This window comes from Amphibacillus sp. Q70 (genome assembly GCF_052055485.1).
Lineage (GTDB): Bacteria > Bacillota > Bacilli > Bacillales > Amphibacillaceae > Amphibacillus.
In genome coordinates this window covers 3,083,158-3,103,282 of record NZ_CP197171.1, presented here as the reverse complement: position 1 = coordinate 3,103,282, position 20,125 = coordinate 3,083,158, and the positions used below count along the sequence as shown (strand labels likewise).

General features: G+C 34.8%; 17 protein-coding genes. 7 read left to right on the top strand and 10 right to left on the bottom strand.

Annotated elements, in window-relative coordinates; genetic code table 11:
• Positions 1-648 precede the first annotated feature (648 nt).
• Positions 649-1,800: an IS200/IS605 family element RNA-guided endonuclease TnpB gene (tnpB, locus tag ACS127_RS13905; RefSeq protein WP_440895636.1), complete on the top strand. Its 1,152-nt coding sequence runs from the start codon at positions 649-651 to the stop codon at positions 1,798-1,800.
• A 54-nt stretch (positions 1,801-1,854) separates the two neighbouring features.
• Here the strand turns inward: tnpB and ACS127_RS13900 are convergent, their stop codons facing one another.
• On the bottom strand, positions 1,855-2,451 hold the full coding sequence (locus tag ACS127_RS13900; protein ID WP_440895635.1) for a hypothetical protein: 597 nt from the start codon (positions 2,449-2,451) through the stop codon (positions 1,855-1,857).
• Between the two features lie 34 nt (positions 2,452-2,485).
• Positions 2,486-2,956, bottom strand: a complete 471-nt coding sequence (locus ACS127_RS13895) for a GyrI-like domain-containing protein (protein WP_440895634.1) — start codon at positions 2,954-2,956, stop codon at positions 2,486-2,488.
• Between the two features lie 340 nt (positions 2,957-3,296).
• Between ACS127_RS13895 and ACS127_RS13890 the strand changes: the two genes are divergently transcribed.
• Together ACS127_RS13890 and ACS127_RS13885 are read left to right on the top strand one after the other, a co-directional pair.
• On the top strand, positions 3,297-4,415 hold the full coding sequence (locus tag ACS127_RS13890) for a YibE/F family protein (protein ID WP_440895633.1): 1,119 nt from the start codon (positions 3,297-3,299) through the stop codon (positions 4,413-4,415).
• Complete coding sequence (locus ACS127_RS13885) at positions 4,412-5,200, top strand: YibE/F family protein (protein WP_440895632.1); 789 nt, start codon at positions 4,412-4,414, stop codon at positions 5,198-5,200. The genes ACS127_RS13890 and ACS127_RS13885 overlap by 4 nt, the downstream gene beginning before the upstream one ends.
• A 408-nt stretch (positions 5,201-5,608) precedes the next feature.
• Here the strand turns inward: ACS127_RS13885 and ACS127_RS13880 are convergent, their stop codons facing one another.
• A complete protein-coding gene (locus ACS127_RS13880) occupies positions 5,609-6,202 on the bottom strand; it encodes a TetR/AcrR family transcriptional regulator (protein ID WP_440895631.1) in 594 nt (197 codons plus the stop codon).
• Positions 6,203-6,359: 157 nt separating this feature from the next.
• On the opposite strand from ACS127_RS13880, the gene ACS127_RS13875 reads away from it, so the two are divergent.
• Positions 6,360-7,250 (top strand): ABC transporter ATP-binding protein, encoded by an 891-nt coding sequence (locus ACS127_RS13875; RefSeq protein ID WP_440895630.1) that lies wholly within the window; start codon positions 6,360-6,362, stop codon positions 7,248-7,250.
• A gap of 1 nt (position 7,251) precedes the next feature.
• Entirely contained in the window at positions 7,252-8,856 is a 1,605-nt protein-coding gene (locus tag ACS127_RS13870) for an ABC transporter permease (RefSeq protein WP_440895629.1), read from the top strand.
• Positions 8,857-9,202: 346 nt separating this feature from the next.
• Here the strand turns inward: ACS127_RS13870 and ACS127_RS13865 are convergent, their stop codons facing one another.
• The 6 genes from ACS127_RS13865 to ACS127_RS13840 all read right to left on the bottom strand — a co-directional run bounded on the left by ACS127_RS13865 (position 9,203) and on the right by ACS127_RS13840 (position 16,321).
• Positions 9,203-9,607, bottom strand: coding sequence for a hypothetical protein (locus ACS127_RS13865; RefSeq protein WP_440895628.1), 405 nt, complete (start codon positions 9,605-9,607; stop codon positions 9,203-9,205).
• Positions 9,608-9,609: 2 nt separating this feature from the next.
• Positions 9,610-10,914: a Y-family DNA polymerase gene (locus tag ACS127_RS13860; protein ID WP_440895627.1), complete on the bottom strand. Its 1,305-nt coding sequence runs from the start codon at positions 10,912-10,914 to the stop codon at positions 9,610-9,612.
• A 409-nt stretch (positions 10,915-11,323) separates the two neighbouring features.
• Positions 11,324-12,058, bottom strand: a complete 735-nt coding sequence (locus ACS127_RS13855) for an SDR family oxidoreductase (protein ID WP_440895626.1) — start codon at positions 12,056-12,058, stop codon at positions 11,324-11,326.
• Between the two features lie 224 nt (positions 12,059-12,282).
• Entirely contained in the window at positions 12,283-12,864 is a 582-nt protein-coding gene (locus ACS127_RS13850; RefSeq protein WP_440895625.1) for a DapH/DapD/GlmU-related protein, read from the bottom strand.
• A gap of 1,113 nt (positions 12,865-13,977) precedes the next feature.
• Positions 13,978-14,565 (bottom strand): DUF4352 domain-containing protein, encoded by a 588-nt coding sequence (locus ACS127_RS13845; RefSeq protein WP_440895624.1) that lies wholly within the window; start codon positions 14,563-14,565, stop codon positions 13,978-13,980.
• A gap of 442 nt (positions 14,566-15,007) precedes the next feature.
• On the bottom strand, positions 15,008-16,321 hold the full coding sequence (locus ACS127_RS13840) for a Na+/H+ antiporter family protein (RefSeq protein ID WP_440895623.1): 1,314 nt from the start codon (positions 16,319-16,321) through the stop codon (positions 15,008-15,010).
• Between the two features lie 587 nt (positions 16,322-16,908).
• Here ACS127_RS13840 and ACS127_RS13835 point away from each other — a divergent pair.
• On the top strand, positions 16,909-17,529 hold the full coding sequence (locus ACS127_RS13835; RefSeq protein WP_440895622.1) for a TetR/AcrR family transcriptional regulator: 621 nt from the start codon (positions 16,909-16,911) through the stop codon (positions 17,527-17,529).
• Positions 17,530-17,860: 331 nt separating this feature from the next.
• Here the strand turns inward: ACS127_RS13835 and ACS127_RS13830 are convergent, their stop codons facing one another.
• Complete coding sequence (locus tag ACS127_RS13830) at positions 17,861-18,070, bottom strand: hypothetical protein (protein WP_440895621.1); 210 nt, start codon at positions 18,068-18,070, stop codon at positions 17,861-17,863.
• A gap of 490 nt (positions 18,071-18,560) precedes the next feature.
• On the opposite strand from ACS127_RS13830, the gene ACS127_RS13825 reads away from it, so the two are divergent.
• A complete protein-coding gene (locus ACS127_RS13825; protein WP_440895620.1) occupies positions 18,561-19,916 on the top strand; it encodes a sodium/glutamate symporter in 1,356 nt (451 codons plus the stop codon).
• The last annotated feature ends 209 nt before the right edge of the window (positions 19,917-20,125 follow it).

Below are 20,125 nucleotides of genomic sequence, written 5' to 3'. Positions count from 1 at the left end.
AATTTAGAATGGTATCACTAGTTTTTTAGTCAAATATGATCGTCCGTTAGATATCGCTCCATTGGTAAAACAACTTTCCTTTGAAAATCAACTATTTCATTAAGTTTCACTTTATACTCCATAATGCCAGTATCCTCAAGGATGAAATTCAAAAAGAACAAATAAAAATAAGATTGCTTGTATTCTGGCTGAAATTTCAGATCGAAAATGCTAAATATTTTTTTAAGTTTATGATCGAACTCACCTTTTAGATACTTTTCATAGTATACATAATTATGATTGACATCTAACTCATTCCAGATAAATTTAAAAAAGTCATAAAAGAAGATGTACTCACCCGAATTATCCCAGTCGATGTACCACAAACCTTTATTATCTGTTCTTTCTTTCTCTAATAGAATATTCGCTGTCCATAAATCACCATGGAGCCGGATAAAGGGGAATTTTATTTCGAATAATTGACGATCAATCCCATTTATTATATTCTCAAATTGTTTTATCGGATTTCCGACAGAAGACTCCCACTTCTAGGAACATGAAGGGCATCGCCCCGTGAGTAAGTGGGAGATGAATGTGGGTTGGCGCTAGCCAAAACATCTCCCTTATGATATAATGAGAACATATATTCCTATTAAGTGAGGTGAGATGATGTTAGTCAATAAAGCCTATAAATTCCGCCTCTATCCGAATAAAGAACAACAAATCCTCATGAATAAAACGATCGGTTGTTCACGGTTTGTTTTCAATCACTTTCTAGCCAAGTGGAATGAAACTTACAAGGAAACGGGTAAAGGACTCAACTATCGTTCATGCTCTAAACAGCTTCCCGCTTTAAAGCAGGAATATGAGTGGCTAAAAGAAGTCGATAGTATTGCCATTCAATCAAGTGTCAAACATCTATCTGAATCTTTTGCGCGCTTCTTTAACAAACAAACGAACGCCCCACGATTTAAGTCTAAAAGGAACCCGACCCAATCGTATACAACGAAACACACGAACGGAAATATCGCAGTCGTGGGCAATACAATCAAGCTGCCAAAATTAGGGCTTGTCAAGTTCGCTAAAAGTCGTGAGGTCGGTGGACGCCTTCTAAATGCCACGATTAGACGACATCCAAGTGGTAAATACTTCATCTCTATCCTTGTTGAGACAGAGGTAGACTCACTCCCTCAAACGAAGCAATCAACAGGGGTTGATGTGGGCATCAAAGCGTTTGCCACACTTTCAGACGGGACAACGTACAAGAACCCTAGATGTTTACGTAAGCTAGAAAATAAATTAGGAAAAGAACAACGCAAACTGTCCAGACGATATAAACAAGCCAAGCAAGATAGAAAACCCCTTCATGAAGCAAAAAATTATCAAAAACAACGGGTCAAGGTCGCTCGTATTCACGAAAAGATTAAAAATGTCAGAACAGATTACTTGCATAAGGTCAGTACTGAAATTGTCAAAAACCACGACATCATTGGTATTGAGGACTTACAAGTATCTAACATGCTCAAAAACAAACGATTATCAAAAGCCATTAGTGAAGTCAGCTGGTCAGAATTTCGTACGATGCTTGAATACAAAGCCAAGTGGTACGGAAAGGAAGTCGTAGCCATCGCCAAAAACTTTCCTTCTAGTCAACTTTGTTCGCATTGTGGCTATCGACATCCAGACGTTAAGCATCTCGCCTTACGCATGTGGCAATGTCCTTCATGCCATAGAGCACACGATCGAGATCTTAACGCAAGTAAAAATATTGAAGTTGAAGCCATCAGACTTCTAACTGTCGGTACGACAGGGATCGCCTAATCAATAATCAACCATTAGGTTGGTGTTCTTAGGAATCTCCCCCTTCAAATTTCATTAGAAATTAAGGGGTGAGTAGTTCAAATGGGTTGTATTTAAACTGGTCGTTAATAACTCATCCATCGTTCGATAATTAACCATTGACCTTCGATTTAAAGAGGTGAAATAGTTTGTGTAATCCTCATATATTGTTCTTAAGATTAAATCATCATCCTGATCCCTTTTATTTTCGAACGCAATGAAATTTTCAATCAATCTATTGTTTCTATTATCACGATCGATTATCTCAGGTATGCTAAAAAAAGCCGAGAAATAATTATAATGATTTATTTTCCTCAAATAATTATCCTGATTACAGCATAAGGTAAGTGTTTCAGAGTCTGAGAATAGCTTGATATCTCCATTGCTGCAAAACCACATGATATGACCAGCAAACTGTTTTGCCTTGTCGTTATCAATTTTAAATGGGTTGTGTACCTCATTTTTAAAATTTAAGCCTTCAATAATAGGACTATGACGTTTTGACGTTTTGAAAATAGCTCGAAGATCATCATCAAAATCATATAATCCTCCTTCTAGAAAATGACTGAGCTCAACTGCTTTAGATTTCTTTGCCTTTTTCTCTTCATTATCACTTTTAAATTGATTAAGCATTTTTCACGTCCTATTCTTCGCTTATTTTAGTTAATTACGCTTTAACGATAGGTATTAAAATTTCAAATTGTGATTCATTTGTGTGTTTTTCATGCTTTATTGGCAACTCATCATAGTATTCGACACCCGGCTCTTTGAAAACCTCGTATGTATTCTTATTTATCCATTCCATGATTTTCATATAAGTTTCTTCAATACTGCCAACTTTATGCTTTGTTACCAGATAGGTCATTTCTGGGATCTTAATTTCAACCATATCTTCTGGAAGTTGTTGTTGTTCCTGCACTTCATAGACAGAATAGTACACGAAGCCATCAGGACGTAGATGGTAAGACAAGCCTAGCCTCATATTTTTATTGACAGCATATTCAAGTTCATTCACTCTGCTCATTGAGCTTTGAATGGTATCTTTAATTGTTTCAATTTCAGTAAATGGAACATCGCATTTCAATCCCATCGCACGATAAGCAGGTAGCTTTTTAATTTGATAAGTAAAATTAGTCATTATTTATCCCTCCAAAAATAAGATGAAAAATGGTGTTATCATAGGTTCTGGATGAAATGAAAAATATTCTAATTATTAGGGCTATTCTGGATAAGCTAGGTAGTCAGATGGTGAAATAATATTTTATTATCCAATCGACATTCTCTTTATTTAGAAGACTTGATATTCTGTAAAAATTGGAATCACTAAATGGTTTATTGAACTGATAATATCCATTTAAAAAGGATGAATATTAATTTTTATCATGACCCGTTTCTTGACCATTAAACAGATACTTGCTATCCTTGGACTATTATCGGTAAATGATATGTACTTATATCAAAAGAGTTGAGGGAACATGATGATTAATAAATTGGAAGTAATAATCAATAAACATATTATTTTTTACACCATTGTTGCGATTTGTTTTATCTTCTCGATCGTTTTTGTTTATAACAATCATCGATTCTATGAACGTCCAATCGCTAAAGTCATTCAAACAACCGTAACAGAGACAACTGAGACGATGGATCTTTATGAAAATGAAGACATGCTTTTTACCCAACAAATGACTGCAGAAATTAAAAATGGAGAACAAAAAGGGCAGCATATTCATATAGTTAATGAACATTCATCGTCTGGAGCTTATGATTTTTCATACAACACGGGTGATGAGCTGTTTGTATCCATTGACCAAGACAGTACATCGCTAACTGGAAGTATAACAGATGTCAAACGCGATAAATATGTTGTCGTCGTCATGTGGATTTTTATCTTTACTTTACTACTTGTTGGAAGAAGACAAGGATTGTTTGCAACCATTAGTTTAGCTATAAATATGATTTTATTATCATACGCCTTAGATATATATGTCAATACGCAATTAAATTTATTATGGATTTGTGGAATCACTGCCATTCTGTTTACAGTGACATCTTTATTGCTTGTCAATGGACGCAATGAAAAAACATATGCCGCCATTATTGCGACAATACTTGGTACGTTTATTTCCTTGTTCATCGCCTATTTAGCCATTTGGTTTACGTCAGAAAAAGGGCTTTACTATGAAGAAATGTCATTTTTAACACGACCTTACCAACTCGTATTTCTGGCAGGGTTATTTATTGGAGCTATAGGTGCAGTAATGGACGTTGCTATTTCTATCTCGTCAGCCTTATATGAGCTCTATCAAAAAGATCATCATATATCCAACAACTCCCTTAAAAAATCTGGATTCAATATTGGTAAAGATATTATGGGCACGATGACAAATATTTTATTTTTTGCTTATATAAGTGGCTCTATTCCCATTCTTATTGTATATTTTAAAAATTCTTCCCCATTGGGGTTCGCGCTTTCTCTTAATCTTTCATTGGAAATTGCGCGTGCACTTGCTGGGGGAATTGGAATTGTGATTACGATTCCAATTGGGATATATACGTCCATTTTTTTTATTAATCGAAAGAGGGCCAAATCATGAATGTTTTAGTGTTACTAGCAATCATTTTATGTTCATTAATGATACTGATTGGTGGAAAGAAAGGAACAAAATCATTTATTTCCTTGTTCTTCAATTTCGGAATAGTGTTGCTTTCTATATTTTTAATGACAGATCCGCAAGCTAATCCAATCATAATAGCCATTGTTGCTTGTACCGTGATAAGCTGTATCAATTTATTTTTTATTAATGAGGTGAACAGTAAAACCATAACAGCGTTTATCTCTACGGTCATTACCATTACTCTATTGCTGTTTCTTATTTATATCATAACAGATAAAGCAATGATTCAAGGATTTGGTGAAGAAGAGATTGATGAAATACTTAGTGTATACTCACTGTACCTTGGGGTGGACTTTGTTAAAATAGCAGTGGCAGTCATTATTATGAGCACAATCGGAGCGATTATCGATGTATCTATTTCAATCACATCATCGATGCAAGAAATTTTTCATCGTCATCCTTCAATCAACAGAAAAGAATTATTCACCTCTGGATTAACGATAGGAAAAGATATTCTGGGCTCTAATACGAATACGCTATTTTTTGCTTTTATCGGTGGTTATTTAGCATTACTCTTATGGTTTAAAGATTTATCCTATTCTTTCGGGGAAATCGTTAACTCAAAAATTTTCAGTTCAGAAATGATTATGATATTTTGTGCTGGAATTGGCATAGCGGTGGTTATTCCTATCGCTTCTTGGGTAAGTGCTTTTTATTTAATAAGAGTAAGAGAGAAATCTCAAAATAACGAAGCTTCCAAATAAGCGTTTCGTTATTTTGAGCGTATGATGACATGTTTGCTTAAAATAAAGCCTGCGCTATGTGTAACTCCATGCAAAAGATTTTTCTATCATGCTCCAAAAATGAATTTTTCACCCCTTATTTATCTGGATAAAGATCCCGTAAGTACACTTATACTATCGACTGTTTAATACTCTTCTTTAATACTACATAAGCTCGATATTCCCAAGCCTCCTTGTTGGTCATGCTATGATCGATCATTCATCAGGCATCCCTCCTTTTCCTATTTGAATCACTCTTAATCCCCTATAGATTAAGTGCATTCATCCACAAGGTTACAAATTTTCACTTTGTGAAAATTTGTAGTTTAGCAAAATACCTTTTTAAAAGGTATAGCAAAACTTTAATTGTGCTACAGAGCAATGTTCTCTTTAATCTTCTAAAGGTTGACCTACTAAGCCATATAATAATAATTCGTATAGTTCATTAAGCACTTCTTGATTATTAGCTTTGACCAGATCAGAATTGTTAATCATACTTTGACACATTTTAAGATAAATCATCATCGATTCAGTCGAAATCTTTCGATGAATGTATCCCTCATTCCTCCCTTTTTCAATAAAAGCTTCTAATAATTCAGGATAGCGTTCATGAAAGACCTTGTTTACAAGACTGCTCACATCATCGCTTTCTTTAATGAATTTTTCCAATAGCTTCAAATTAAAAGGGTCCAAAAATAGATTCTGATTATTTACCGCTTTCTTAAGCAATTCATTAAATGGCAAATCACTATTCCATAGTATTTCTTTCTCCTTTAAAGAAGCTTCAATTAAATCTCTTGCTACTTCTATAACTAGGCCGTCTTTGGTTTTAAAGTAATTATATATACTAGCTGGGGATACTTGTGCTTCTTTAGCTATCTCACTAATACTCGTTTTTTCAATTCCATACTCCTTAAATAGTTTACATGCCGCTTTTTTAATTTTCTTTTGCTTATTGATTGTTCTTTGTTCATATCCATTCATTTAAATAATCCTCCCGTTTTTACCATCATAATTAATATTTTAGAGTGAGTCAATAAAAGTTATCTAAAACAATTGACAATAAAAAAAGACTATCTTATTATGTTTTATATAATATATACTATTTTACTACAAAACATATAAAGGAGAGATTTGAAGATTGAATGCTATCGAGATTCAAAACTTAACAAAAGCATTTGGTTCGTTTAAAGCGCTAAAAGAGGTAAATCTCACTGTCAAAAAAGGGGAGGTTCATGGATTTATTGGTCCGAATGGGGCTGGAAAATCTACCACTATTCGAATCCTATTAGGTTTATTACAAAAAAGTTCCGGCACTATTTCTTTGTTAGGAGGTGACCCATGGAGTGATGCAATCAATTTGCATGCAAATCTTGTCTATGTTCCAGGAGATGTAAGCTTGTGGCCGGATTTAACAGGTGGTGAAATTATTGATTTCCTTGGACGTTTACATGGAAAACAAGATTTAAGAAAAAGAAATGAATTAATTAAAAAGTTCCAACTTGATCTGCAAAAGAAATCCTCTACTTATTCTAAAGGGAACCGTCAGAAAGTTGCTTTGATTGCGGCTCTTTCATGTGATGTGGATCTTTACTTATTCGATGAGCCCACTTCCGGGTTAGATCCGTTGATGGAATCCATTTTTCAAGAATGTGTAGCTGAAATAAAATCAAAAGGAAAAACTGTTCTCCTTTCCAGCCATATTCTCTCAGAAGTAGAGGCTCTCTGTGATCGGGTCAGTATTATTAGAGAAGGAAAAATCGTCGAAACAGGTACGCTTCAAGAATTGAGACATCTAACCAGAACAACAATAAGTCTATCAACACAAGACACTATCCCGAATTTAGCTAAATTAGCTGGAGTCTATGATATTTCTTATAACAATCATCAGTATCGTTTTTCCGTTGAGGGTTCTGCTATTAATCATGTCATTAAAGAGCTGTCATCTGTTAATATTCAATCATTCACAGCTGAACCGCCTAGCCTAGAAGATTTATTTATACGGCATTATGATGTAAAGGTGGGAAAATAAAGTGAGTCATAAACATTTTGCTGGAACAAAAATATTATTTTATTTATATCTTAGAAGAGATCGTTTTTTCCTTCCCTTATGGATATTATTACCGTTATTTTTACTAATCGGACATGCCTTTTCCTTTCTTTCTTTGACTAGCGGTCGGGAAATAAATGCTGTCATCAATGAATTAAATCAAGATGGTCTGGTCTCTGCGGTACATGGACCCATTATGTCTATGGATATGGTTGGCGCAACATTATGGAGAGCTATAAATCCCGTTACTTTATTGATTGGTGTTTGCGTCATTCTCACTGTTATTAGGCATACGAGAACAGATGAGGAAACTGGAAGAACTGAATTTATTAGTTCTTTGGTCGTTGGAAAATATGCTAATTTAACGGCAACCTCTTGTGTTGTATGTTTGGGCACTTTTTTAGCTAGTGTTTTAATGAGTATGACAATGCTGGTACTTGGTGGTTCTATAAAAGAAATTATTATTTTCGGAGCGACTTTATTTTTGGCAGGAATGTTTTTTACTGGTATTGGATTATTAGCTTGTCAATTGAGAAATAGTAGTTCTGCTGCAAGAAATATAGGAATCATTGTTTTGGGATTGAGTTTAGTCATCAATATTTTGAATAACTTTGGTGGGAGTGACCTTTTCCTTAAATGGCTGTCTCCTATTTCCTGGACCAGGGTTACTTCTCCGTTTGCAGATGAAAATGTTCTTGGGTTAGTTCCCTTGCTTGTTATTGCTCTATTTCCTATAATTTTGGCTTATTTCTTTTCTACTAAAAGGGACATTGGCGGTGCTATTTTAGAGTTACAAGCTGGTCCGACAGAAGCTGCTCCTTTTTTTAAAAATCCACTTGCATTAGCTTGGAAGATTCATCAGGGAATGTTTATAGGTTGGCTAGTCGCTGTTACCCTTTACATTGCAACTTTTGCAGCTGTATCCCCTACCATTTCTGGTGAAATCAGTTCTCTATTTACAGAAATCACCGGAGATAATTGGATGGAGGGTATGCCAATTGGTTTGCTTTTTGTCAGCATTGGTATTTATATCATGGCACTTTTTATTGGGCTATATGCTTTACTTGCATTGAATGGATTGAAAAAAGAGGAGATGGATGGACGTAATGAGATTATCTTAGATAAGAAAATAAATAGAAAATCATATATGTTTAGCTTTATCTTTATTGCATTATGTGGTTCAGCACTTTTGTTGGTTCTGATGGGATTAATTGGAGCCGCTATTTATAGTGTTGTGTCGGGTAGTTGGGGAAGTGAATCTTGGCAAATCCTGATAATGAGTATTTCTAAAATCCCAGCAGTATGGACACTCATAGGATTTTTCAGTCTGCTATATGGTTTTTTTCCAAAAGTCACAGCTCTCAGTTGGGGAATATGGGCATTATTTAGTCTATTGGAAGTATCGTGGGAAAGCGGACTTATTAATTGGACCGTCATGCAGTTATCTCCATTTGCCTTTTCGCATTATACCATTCAGGTGGAGAATCTGCCTATCGCTGCCTTAATTATTAATTTAATATTTGCTGTTGCTTTGATCTTTTTTGGTATTTTGGGTTATCAAAAGAGAGAGATTATCACAAAACCATAATCAACCGAAATTTCAATTAGTGGGAGTTAGGCCTGTAGGATACAGGGTGCTAATGTTTCTGGTTGGATGAGGAATCTCAGCTGCCGTTCCATCAAAAATATCTGGTAGTTGCGTGAATTGGAGCATTAGTTTCCCATATCTGTGATAATGCGCCCTAAGCTTAGCAAATTTGATTTGTTATGAAGAGAATTTTTAATTAAAGTTACTAAAGCTGTAAAGCCTCATTTCAAGTTAGAAATGAGGCTTTTTTCTTTAGCATCACTTTGTACACCTTTAAATTTCGATCAATTACTTTAAGGTATGGTGCTTCTATATCGAGTTGTCTTACTTTTTCTTTTGAAGTTTATTATTTTCTCTTATCGTACCAATCAAGCGGGTTTATAGCTTCTACATTTCTTATCTGTTCAAGTGTACAATGAGTAACCCGTCCATCTTTTAAGTCTAAGTAGATCTGGTTTTCAACATATCCAGATACTTTACATGGTAAATCTCTATAATAGTTTCCATCCCGCATCACATTCGCTTGAATTGAAACGGGTGAATCTGTTACAAAAGCTTTATATAATACATTCGCAATGTCTGCTTCCGTCATTTCATCTTTTGCTTCAACTTCTATGCGTTGGTTATTCATTTTTTCCTTTTTAAGTGCTTCAGAATGATCCGACAACATCATCCCTAACCATTTAACAATCCCTCTATCTTTATAACCTAACTGTTCAGGCGTGACTCGTGTTATAGATGTTTGTTTCATTTTTACTTTTCCTTTCCTGATCTATGACCACCAAGCAATTTAGCACGGTATCTAGCCATTCCACCTTCAAGTAAACTAGAAGCATGTAATAGTGAGGTTTGACCATATTTTCTTCTCACAAAATCAATTGCCTGGTCTAGTGCTTCATTTTCGATGGCTTCTTCTACTGGTTCAAAGAAATCGAGCTGCAATGACTGCTTAGGTTGAAGATTTCCAAAGGTGACATTAACAACTCTTACAGGTGTGTTTTCTTGATAATATTTATCAAAGATAAGCAGCATATATTTTTTTAATTTCTTTGAAGAATCAGTTGCTTCAACATTCATCTGATGATTAAATCCATCCGGAACTGTATTTCTGGAGTATCCAATGGACAGTTTGACTATACCGGTTATTAAGTCGTATTTTCTTAATCTGGCGACATTCTCATCTGTCATTTCTCGAATAACAATCTCAATGTCATGTTTAATCAGGTAATCTTTGTTTAAAATCTGATTTTTACTAAACGATGTACTGTTAGGAGTGTAAGTATCGGATAATACGGTTCGATCTATGCCGTGTGCGTGAAAGAAGAGTTGTTCTCCAATCACACCAAACTTTTTTCTTAGGCGATCAATATTATATTGAGACAATCCATAAATGCTCCGAATACCGATTCGATGTAAATTTGTTTCTGTTCTCTGACCTATGCCCCAAAAATTAGTTAATGGTTCTATTTTCCACACTTTACGTGGGACGTCTTCATACCGCCACTCACCAATAAACCCATTTTGTTCGTCATGTTTTGCTTGATGATCGAGCGCTAATTTTGCTAAGAGTGGATTATCTCCTATTCCGACAGTTAGTACTAAACCTAACTCCTTCCATACATCATTTTGGATTTTCTTTGCTATATCATGCACGTTGCCAAAAAGTTTCCGAGATTTAGTCACATCAATAAACGATTCATCGATCGAATAAACAAGTAGATCCTCTTCTGCGACATAGCGCTTAAAAATACGTAATATATCTAAGTTCTTTTCTAAATACAATGCCATACGAGGTTCGACAATTTCTATATTTGCTTTATGTGAGATCTCGTAAATCCTTGTTCCTGTTTTAACTCCATATTCCTGCTTTATTAAAGGAGATGACGCTAAAACCAAGCCCCCTTGATTATCTGGTTTTGATACAACTGCAATTCTAGATTTTAAAGGGTGTTGCTTACGTTCAGCAGCTTCCACGCTTGCGAAAAAAGATTTTACATCGATACACATAATATCTCGACGTGGCTCATTAGCATAATCCATCATGATTATATTATTCATCGCACTTTCTCCTAACGCGAATATATGTTTGTATGTTATATTATACGAACGTATATTCCTTTAGTCAATATCAGTGTGTGTTGTAATATATGGAAGTTAAAAGGTGATAAAATAAAGCACTAGTAATCACCCTGTTCTGATTAATTGATCATAAAGAAATATCCTTTAATCGTAGCTGTTGTTTGTACTTTTAGACTTTATCGTTTTAGGTTAAGAAGTATGAGATACAAAATTAGCTTTATGTAACTTGAAGTCAAGCCGCATATCCAGAAAAATACTTTAAAATTACTATGGAAAAAGCCCAACTGAATATAAACAGTTGGGCTAAAAATTAGATCATGACTTATATACAGTGCTCTTCTTACAATAAGAAAATAAGAGCACTCCTTATTTTATCTTCTTGTACACCTTAAACAGGTTGTGTTGTTGGACGTACAATCATATCGCTAACAGACATGCGATCTGGCGTATCAATGGCAAATACAACGGCGGCTGCGATGTCTTCTGGTACTAATCCCCACTCTTTTTGGTCTTTATGCAGGCTTTCAGAGACTTCTTTATCATTAATCGTTTTATATAATTCGGTAGCAACAGCTCCTGGAGAAATGATTGTTGATTTGATGTTGTTTTCCTGTTGTTCTTGTCTTAATCCTTCCATAATTGCTCTTACCGCAAATTTTGTTCCACAATAAACGGCGGAATCAGGGTAGACAACGTGCCCTGCAACAGAATCTGTCGCAATAATGTGTCCCGACTTCTGCTTTGCCATAATTGGGGTAACTGCTGCAATTCCATTTAAAACACCCATCACATTGATATCTAGCATCTTTTGCCATTCATCGCGTCTGCCCTCAATAATTGGTGCAGTTGGCATGATACCGGCATTATTATAAAGTACATCAATTCTTCCATGGGTATTCATCGCAAGATTAATGACCTTTTTCACTTGATCATTGTTTGTCACATCTGCCTGTTGAATAAGAATATCTGCTTCCGGAAATTCCTGTTTGATTGCTTCTAATCGATCCAGTCTGCGTGCTGCCAAAATTAATTTCGCATTTTTTTCAGCTAGAAGTTTAGCAGTCGCCTCTCCAATTCCACTAGAGGCTCCCATAATAATTATTACTTTATCTTTGATAGCCATGTTTAACCTCTCCTTTGATTACTTTTTCATTTATTTTGTCATGCTTAGATTGTTCGTCCTCTGCATTGGGAAACCGGTAAATTTCGTCCAAACTCATATTAAACTTTCTTCTAAATCTATTTTTCATTTTAACGAAATCTGATTTCTAGTTTATCTTTTTTATTGACTGTTTATCTGTCGTTCAACATACTTATTTCACTAGATTAGCCAAGTTAGTATGCGTATTATGGTTTGATTTTATCCTCTAAATTTGCTATAAATGTTGCAGGATTTCCACCAACAATCGTATTTGGTGCGACATCTTTGGTAACTACTGATCCAGCTGCAATAACGGCGTTTTTGCCAACTGTGACACCAGGAAGAATGGTTGAATTAGAACCAATCCACGTTTTCTCCTTTAATTCAATGGGTTTAAGGTACATGGTTCCTCTTTTTGATGGGTTATAATCATGATTTATTGTTGCAAGAACAACATTATGACCGATTAAACTTCCGTCTCCAATAGTGATTTGTCCTTGATCTTGGAATCGACATCCAGAATTAATAAATACATTTTTTCCTATTTTAATGTTCTTGCCAAAGTCTGTTGTAAAAGGGACAAATAAAGAAAAACCTTCATCTAATTCTCGACCGATAATTTGAGACACTTGTTGTCTAATTTCTTCATTTGTATAAACACCATTATTCAATTGAGCACATAAACGTCTCGTTTCATATGAGACTGCGACCATTGCCTTATTAACTTCTGAACCACCATGAATGACACCTTCTGATGTCATTTTTGATAAAAGCTTTTTTAATTCCATTTTAATTATTCCTTTCTAGCTGTATTTATCAATAAAATTCACTAAGGTTTTAAAACAGTGATAAATTCTTTATCAAGATTTAATAACAGACTGTTTACTCCCTTATCCCCAATTGAACAAGGGAAGTTGATTGATGATTAAACTCCTGGTTAAATTAATCTTTCCAAAAGATATAGAAAAACAAATATCTCCTGCTTATGAATGAACAGGTGTTTACTGAATCAGTTCGATTCAGTGAAGATTTTATACCTCCTCTCTTCTTAATTGGATAGCAGTTTCATCTATTATCATGGAAGTTTATCTTTTACAGCTATGTGCTATTCTTCATCAGCTTATATTTATTATAAAGTAATTCGTCTATAGATAACAAATACCTATATTGAATATAAAACTATAACTAAAAAGCATAAAGCAAAACTTTAATCAGTGGGAGAAGAGCGAAAATTCTCTCTTACTGAACGAAGTTTCATTTTATATTTTCTCTTTTTTTAAATAAAATACCTATCAAAAAGAGGTCGGAACCAAACCCAGCTAAATAAAAGAGGAGCTGTTACACAATGAAAAATAGATGGTGTAACAGCTTTTTTATATGACTAGAAAAGCTGAACTATTCAATAAGTATGGAAAATTCGCTGTAACACTTGAAGCCATTCGAGTAAGCTCTAATACTGTTCAAAATGTCTCTATTCTCTCATAGATGGGACATTTTAAACAAAATCACAAGTTAAAAGGTCGGATAAAGGACCTCTATCAAACATTTCAAGCGAAGTCGCAAACCAGAATGTTGAATAGAAGGCTTCTATCAAACATTTCAAACGAAATCGCATACCAAAATGTCGGATAGTGACCCTCTATCTCTCATTTCAAACAAAATCACAAGTCAAAAGGTCGGATATAGAGCTTCTATCCGGTGTTTCACGTACATATAAGAAAATACTTCATCGTTAGCAAGGAAAATATAAAAAAAAGATGAAACGGTGATGTTTATCTATTTTTGATAAACATCACCGTTTTTATCCATGTGAGACTAATTTTGTCCCATCTTCGCTAGAATAAAATGTTTCTTAGCTTTAATTTTTAATCTATTATTTTCTTTCCCAATAAACATTTTCTCTATTCTACTTCATCTGCATCGAAAACCCAGCGTACTTCATTACTTAATGAATCTAGATAATCTGCACCAAAAGAGAATTCATAGGCTTCCTCTCTTACAAAATCAAATAGCAATTCCCCAGTCATTGTTTCATCAGGTGCTATTTCACCCTCAAAATTATTAATTTCATCAAAGTATAAATCTGCCCCTACTCCAGCACCTTCTACATTCTCTAGGTTTGATGAATAGATTAAATCCTCGCTAACTATAGGCTCATCGTCTATATTTTTAATCGTTAAGTTCACAATAATAAAAATTTCATTATTAGGTATCTCATCATCCTCACCTACCTCTTCTTCAAAACGAAATGCTGTAGGAGTTACTTCAAAGTTACCTATTTCAGTTTCCAGTATTCCCGTATCCCCTAATCCCAATAAATCTTCTGAAGAAGGAGACTCTGAGGTTAAATCATCTTCGTTATCCGTACTTTCTTCTGTTGGTAATTCAGAATTATCTTCAATATCATCTTCTACACTATCATTGCTACAACCTACACTGATCAGTAAAACACTCACACATACAAATAACAATTGAAGCATTTTCTTCATAGCAACACCATCCTCCCTTTATTATATGTAATAATTGTTACAATTTCTGATAAAAATAATCCCTAGCTTTTACATACATAGTGTGAAGAGTTTTCATAGATCGTTCTTTCATAACTTTAATCCACTTTTTATCACAGATAACCGTCCGTAAAACTCGGGGCAACACGATGCTGGTCACACAAGCGTTTTCGCAAATGTTTTCGGTGGGACGAGTAACCGCAGTCCCAGGACGCGAAGACGTTAGCTTGTGTTCCTTAATAATCAGTGGGAGCTAGGGGAACGCCGATTAAAACCGTCACCTCTTGTGACAACATCTGGGGTTGCGGTTATTCACCCCATCGAAAGGACTTGCATGACCTACATCCTGTAGGCCCAAATCCCACTGATTGAAGTTTCGTTTTATAAAATCTTCTTTTTCAGTTGTATAGCATTTTGCCCCGTCTCATAGAATAACTGCTGCAAGGACGCCAAAAATAAATAATGGAATATTATAGTGTAAAAATGTAGGGACACATGTATCCAATATGTGATCATGCCTTCCATCTGCATTTAATCCAGATGTCGGTCCAAGTGTACTGTCAGAAGCAGGTGACCCTGCATCACCTAAAGCCCCTGCTGTTCCAATAAGTGCTGCGGTTGCCAATGGTGACATGCCTGTTGCTAAACAGATCGGTACATACAACGCTGCAATTATAGGAATCGTCCCAAACGATGTCCCAATTCCCATTGTAATAAATAATCCAACTAACAACAGAGCAGTAGCAACGACAAAAGAAGAAGTCCCAATCACAGATGTTGTCTGTTCTACTAATTGTTCAATATCTCCCGTTTCTTTTAACACGGTTGCATAACCAGAAGCAACAAGCATAACAAAAGCAATCATGCCCATCATGCCTACTCCTTTTTGGACAATCTTATCATTTTGGCTTATTTTTATGACTCTAGTCACAAATAAAATAATGATCCCAGCCAGTGCTCCGAGGATCAATGATTCTGTTTTAATTTGTGTGGCTAATGCCACTAGAATCGCAAGAACGGTCATCCATTGATAAAATCCCCATCTTGACTCTGTTTGTGTATGTGGAGCTAAATTATCTACTTCAGTTAGATTATTCTTCCTAGGTAGATGATCTTTACGATAGCTGATAAAAATAGCTATGAGTAATCCAACGACCATTCCTGTTCCAGGCATCAGCATGGATAATGTTACTTCATTCAAACTGATTGGCATGTTATTTGCTATCATTTCTTCTTGAATAATTCCCTGAAAGATTAATCCAAAACCGATCGGAATCGTCATGTATGGCGCTTTAAGTCCAAACGTTAATGCCACAGCAACAGCTCGCCTATCTAATTTTAAATGATTAAATAAATTTAACAATGGTGGAATTAAGATCGGTATAAAAGCAATATGTACAGGTATTATATTTTGTGATAAGCACGCGATCCCAGCAATTGCTAAGACAAGTGCTGTCTTTTTACCATTAAAAAGAATCAACATCTTATTTACCAGCGTCGTAGTAATCCCTGATAAGCCGATCATGACAGCAAATATTCCAAGTAGAATATAACTTAGTGCAGTGTTTGACTGCCCCCCCATACCAGATACCATTAACTCTACTGTTTCTACTAAATTCAGCCCAGACATTAAACCTGCTGTTAATGCAGCAAGAATAATTGCGAATAAAACATTTACACGCAATAAACTCACCACGACCATCACAATAACACTAATTAAAACCGCATTTGTAAGCATTCTCTCTCCCTCTCTATCTTGAACAATTTTTAATATTTTGCTAAATCAACTTACTTTTTATCCTCCACTTATTTTCAGCACGAAATCTGATATCTTTTTTCATAAGAAATATTATATCATTTATTTTTATTAATTCATCACCTTTGTACAGAATAATTTGAAAATTTATAATACTAGAAACATTCTATTTTGATTCAAGAACTATTTGAATAAGTTTTTTCTGACATGAGAAGGTTGACTAAATGAATCATCATTTTGATTTGCTAATCAACCTGTCCTTTCTCTTACTCCTACTATTCTGTTGTTAAATCATTGTACATTTTTTCTGTTGAAATATATTGCAGTTGTTCATTCAAATTCATGTGATCACACCACTATTATTAAATTATAGTGAATCAGTAACTGTTTTAAAGCAAAAAAGTTCTCCTTTTTGACTAAGTCTTTATTTTCTGTGAAGATCACTTGTTTCTATAATTATGTTATGATAAATTTAGAACAATTAATCAGTAATTATCTAAGCGATTGTTTATGTTTACAGCCTAATATCGCATGAAATTATAGATTAAAAATGAGCAGGAGTGAACTTTTTGAATAAGAAGCAAACAAAAAGTATGATGACAAAAAAAAGGATTACGGAAGTAGCCAAAAATCTCTTTATCGAGAAAGGCTATGCTTCAACATCTATTGGAAATATTTCAGAAACCACTGGAATCAGTAAAGGAAATATATATTATCATTTTGATAGTAAAGAAGGATTGTTTATCCATGTACTAGAGGAATGGGAAAAAGAATGGATGGAACAATGGGAGAAACAAAAGAAAAGCTATCCCACCACAATAGAGCAATTACACGGAATTGCTAAACACTTTGTAATCAATGATTATAACCACCCGTTAACAAATGTAGCGGATGAGTTTTTTAGTCAAGAAAAATCTAATTCTTCCGTACAGAACCAGCTCTATAAAACAATTAATACTAGGGTATCCTATAGTGAAAAACTATTGTCAGAAGGCATACAGTCAGGAGAATTGAAAGCAGATAATCCATTATTACTTGCTAAAATTTTTGATACATTATTGTATGGATTAAATGATATTTGCAGGGACTTAGATTTGAAAGAAACACTTGATCTCTATGAAAAAGCGATTGATACCTTTCTATATGGTATTGCTTCAACAGATTCTTTGAGTGGAAGTAGCTATAAATAAAGCGTTTATTTACGAGTTCAAAGTTCTACGCTATTAATACAAAAATATTTACCTACTTAAAAGCTTCTACTATTTTTAATCTTATTTGTAGAAGCTTTAACTATGATATCGTGGCGCATAATCAATTTAATTATATAGGTTTAACTATAATTTTGTTCTACAATTAAGTGCAGCACAAATACCTGATTTGACAATATTTAATGATTAATAGCCTTAAACGTTATAAACTACCCATGTCAATTCAACGTGTCTATTCCTCTTTTTCTGCTATTTTGAACTGAAATTCACATGATTAATATCTGATTAAGATTGTATATTGGAAAGTATTTTATTACAATTTTTCCCGGTTCAAGAGCCGTGATAAAATGCTTGTTTCATTTGAATCCAGCAAAATAGACCCCTTTCTTTCTTGTTTATCATAAAAAAATATTTCACACATCCCATCCAGATATTGAATTAGCAAAAAAGAATCACCAAATGTTGTATTTACCTCATATTCAAAACCTATTCCTTCTAACTCTCTTTTATAAACAATATACATAACCGGCTCAACCCTTTACTGAACATTCGTTCCAAAATATTATCATAGAGTTTTTTCACAGTCAACAGATAATTATATCGTAGAAAATAACTTGTTTCTTAAATTGAATTATGTTAGATTTAGAACGTTCGGTCAGTGATTATTATCTAAGAAGGTAAATGGAGTGATTTATTTTATCACAGATAACCGTCCGTAAAACTCGGGGCAACACGACGTTAGCTTGTGTTCCTTAACAATCAGTGAGAGCCAGGACAACGCCGATTAAAACCGTCACCTCCTGGGACTCAGAATAAGAAAACCACTTATTCTTGCGGTGTAAAGCTCCGTAGTTTTCCTTAGTGCGATTACTCGCATCTGCATGACCTACATCCTGTAGGCCCAACTCCCACTGATTGAAGTTTCGTTTTATCATCTCCATCCAAACTTTTTGTTGACTTTGGCTACTATTACTCTATTAATTGAATATAGGCTAGGAGGAATTTTATTAAAAATGGAAAACTTCACAATTTGGTCATTAATGATAGATGTTAGCATTATTTCTGGATTACTCTTAATTGGAATCATTCTAAGAGCTAAATTGAAATGGATTCAATCGCTATTTTTACCGGCTAGTATGCTTGCTGGATTTATCGGTCTAGCCTTTGGCCCTAGCGGATTAGGTCTCTTGCCCTTTTCAGAACAATTTAGTAGTTACCCTACATTATTGATTGCAATCATTTTTGGAGCCATTCCAATTGGTGCAAAAAAAGTGCGATTATCGGAAGTCTTTCACCGCGTCCGTGATATGTTTTCTTATTCTATTATTTTAACATTATCTATGTGGGGAGCTGGTGTCCTATTTGCCTTACTTGTTTTGAATCCTATTTTTCCAAATCTTCCAAATGGATTTGGACTTATCTTGGGAGCAGGTTTTCTAGGGGGTCATGGCACTGCGGCTGCTATTGGTGAAGGATTGGCACATGCCGGCTGGGAAGAGGCACTGGATCTTGGTATGACTTCTGCCACAGTAGGAATTTTAGCCGCTGTTTTAGGTGGATTATTTCTTATTAAACAAAGTACAGAAAATGGAGAAACAAAATTTATTACCAGTTTTAAAAATCTACCAAGTGAATTAAAGTCTGGATTAATACCAGTATCTAAACGACCTTCTATGGGACAAGAGACTGTCTCATCAAATTCGATTGATCCACTTGTGTTACATTTAGCTATTATTTCTTTTATAATTGGTATATCTTATTGGTTGACAAATATTTTTACTGATTGGGTACCAGCAGTATCGATACCATTATTCAGTGTTTCATTTATACTAGGATTACTATTTCAGGCAATTTGTCGTAAAATAAAGGCAGATAAATATATTGATAAACGTGTGATGGATCGAATTGGTGGATCGGCCACTGATTTTCTAGTTGCTTTTGGTATTGCTTCGATTAATATTACTGTTGTAGTAGACTATGCGTTACCGCTGACTCTTTTGTTTATCTTCGGAATTATGTGGGCATATATAATTTTTCGTTTCGTTGGTCCAAATATATTCAGAGATTTCTGGTTAGAGAAATCTATTTTCGGCTGGGGATGGAGTACAGGTACGGTTGCGATGGGGCTTGCCCTTTTACGAATTGTTGATCCTGAGCTGAGAAGTCGGACTCCAGAAGGCTATGCACTAGGTTATGTTGGTGTTGCACCTGTTGACATCATTATTGTTACCTTTTCTCCTATCCTGTCTTCACTTGGATTCACATGGGTAATTCCATTGGTACTTTTAGTTGGCGCTGCTGTTGTTATTATTATCTATAAAAAAGCAGGTTGGTGGGGCCAAGGCAAGAATGAACACACACCGAATTAAAATATTCGGTGTGTGTTTAATATCATGTGCCGTTTTTTTATTCTCCAACTGGCCAGAGAGTAACTCTCTAACCTTCAAAAGTTGCTTAAATATTTTTATTATTACTTTATTTTGTTCAGCTATTTTTTACTATGATCCCAGACAACAAGAAGCTGTCCCAAGATGTACAGCATACAGCTTACAACAGCCTGAGCCTCTCTCCCACACAA

Bases quoted from the DNA above. Each gene is read 5' to 3' on its own strand.
- tnpB (WP_440895636.1), top strand. From the start codon at position 649: ATGTTAGTCAATAAAGCCTATAAATTCCGCCTCTATCCGAATAAAGAA.
- ACS127_RS13900 (WP_440895635.1), bottom strand. From the start codon at position 2,451: ATGCTTAATCAATTTAAAAGTGATAATGAAGAGAAAAAGGCAAAGAAA.
- ACS127_RS13895 (WP_440895634.1), bottom strand. From the start codon at position 2,956: ATGACTAATTTTACTTATCAAATTAAAAAGCTACCTGCTTATCGTGCG.
- ACS127_RS13890 (WP_440895633.1), top strand. From the start codon at position 3,297: ATGATTAATAAATTGGAAGTAATAATCAATAAACATATTATTTTTTAC.
- ACS127_RS13885 (WP_440895632.1), top strand. From the start codon at position 4,412: ATGAATGTTTTAGTGTTACTAGCAATCATTTTATGTTCATTAATGATA.
- ACS127_RS13880 (WP_440895631.1), bottom strand. From the start codon at position 6,202: ATGAATGGATATGAACAAAGAACAATCAATAAGCAAAAGAAAATTAAA.
- ACS127_RS13865 (WP_440895628.1), bottom strand. From the start codon at position 9,607: ATGAAACAAACATCTATAACACGAGTCACGCCTGAACAGTTAGGTTAT.
- ACS127_RS13860 (WP_440895627.1), bottom strand. From the start codon at position 10,914: ATGAATAATATAATCATGATGGATTATGCTAATGAGCCACGTCGAGAT.
- ACS127_RS13855 (WP_440895626.1), bottom strand. From the start codon at position 12,058: ATGGCTATCAAAGATAAAGTAATAATTATTATGGGAGCCTCTAGTGGA.
- ACS127_RS13850 (WP_440895625.1), bottom strand. From the start codon at position 12,864: ATGGAATTAAAAAAGCTTTTATCAAAAATGACATCAGAAGGTGTCATT.
- ACS127_RS13845 (WP_440895624.1), bottom strand. From the start codon at position 14,565: ATGAAGAAAATGCTTCAATTGTTATTTGTATGTGTGAGTGTTTTACTG.
- ACS127_RS13840 (WP_440895623.1), bottom strand. From the start codon at position 16,321: ATGCTTACAAATGCGGTTTTAATTAGTGTTATTGTGATGGTCGTGGTG.
- ACS127_RS13830 (WP_440895621.1), bottom strand. From the start codon at position 18,070: ATGTATATTGTTTATAAAAGAGAGTTAGAAGGAATAGGTTTTGAATAT.
- ACS127_RS13825 (WP_440895620.1), top strand. From the start codon at position 18,561: ATGGAAAACTTCACAATTTGGTCATTAATGATAGATGTTAGCATTATT.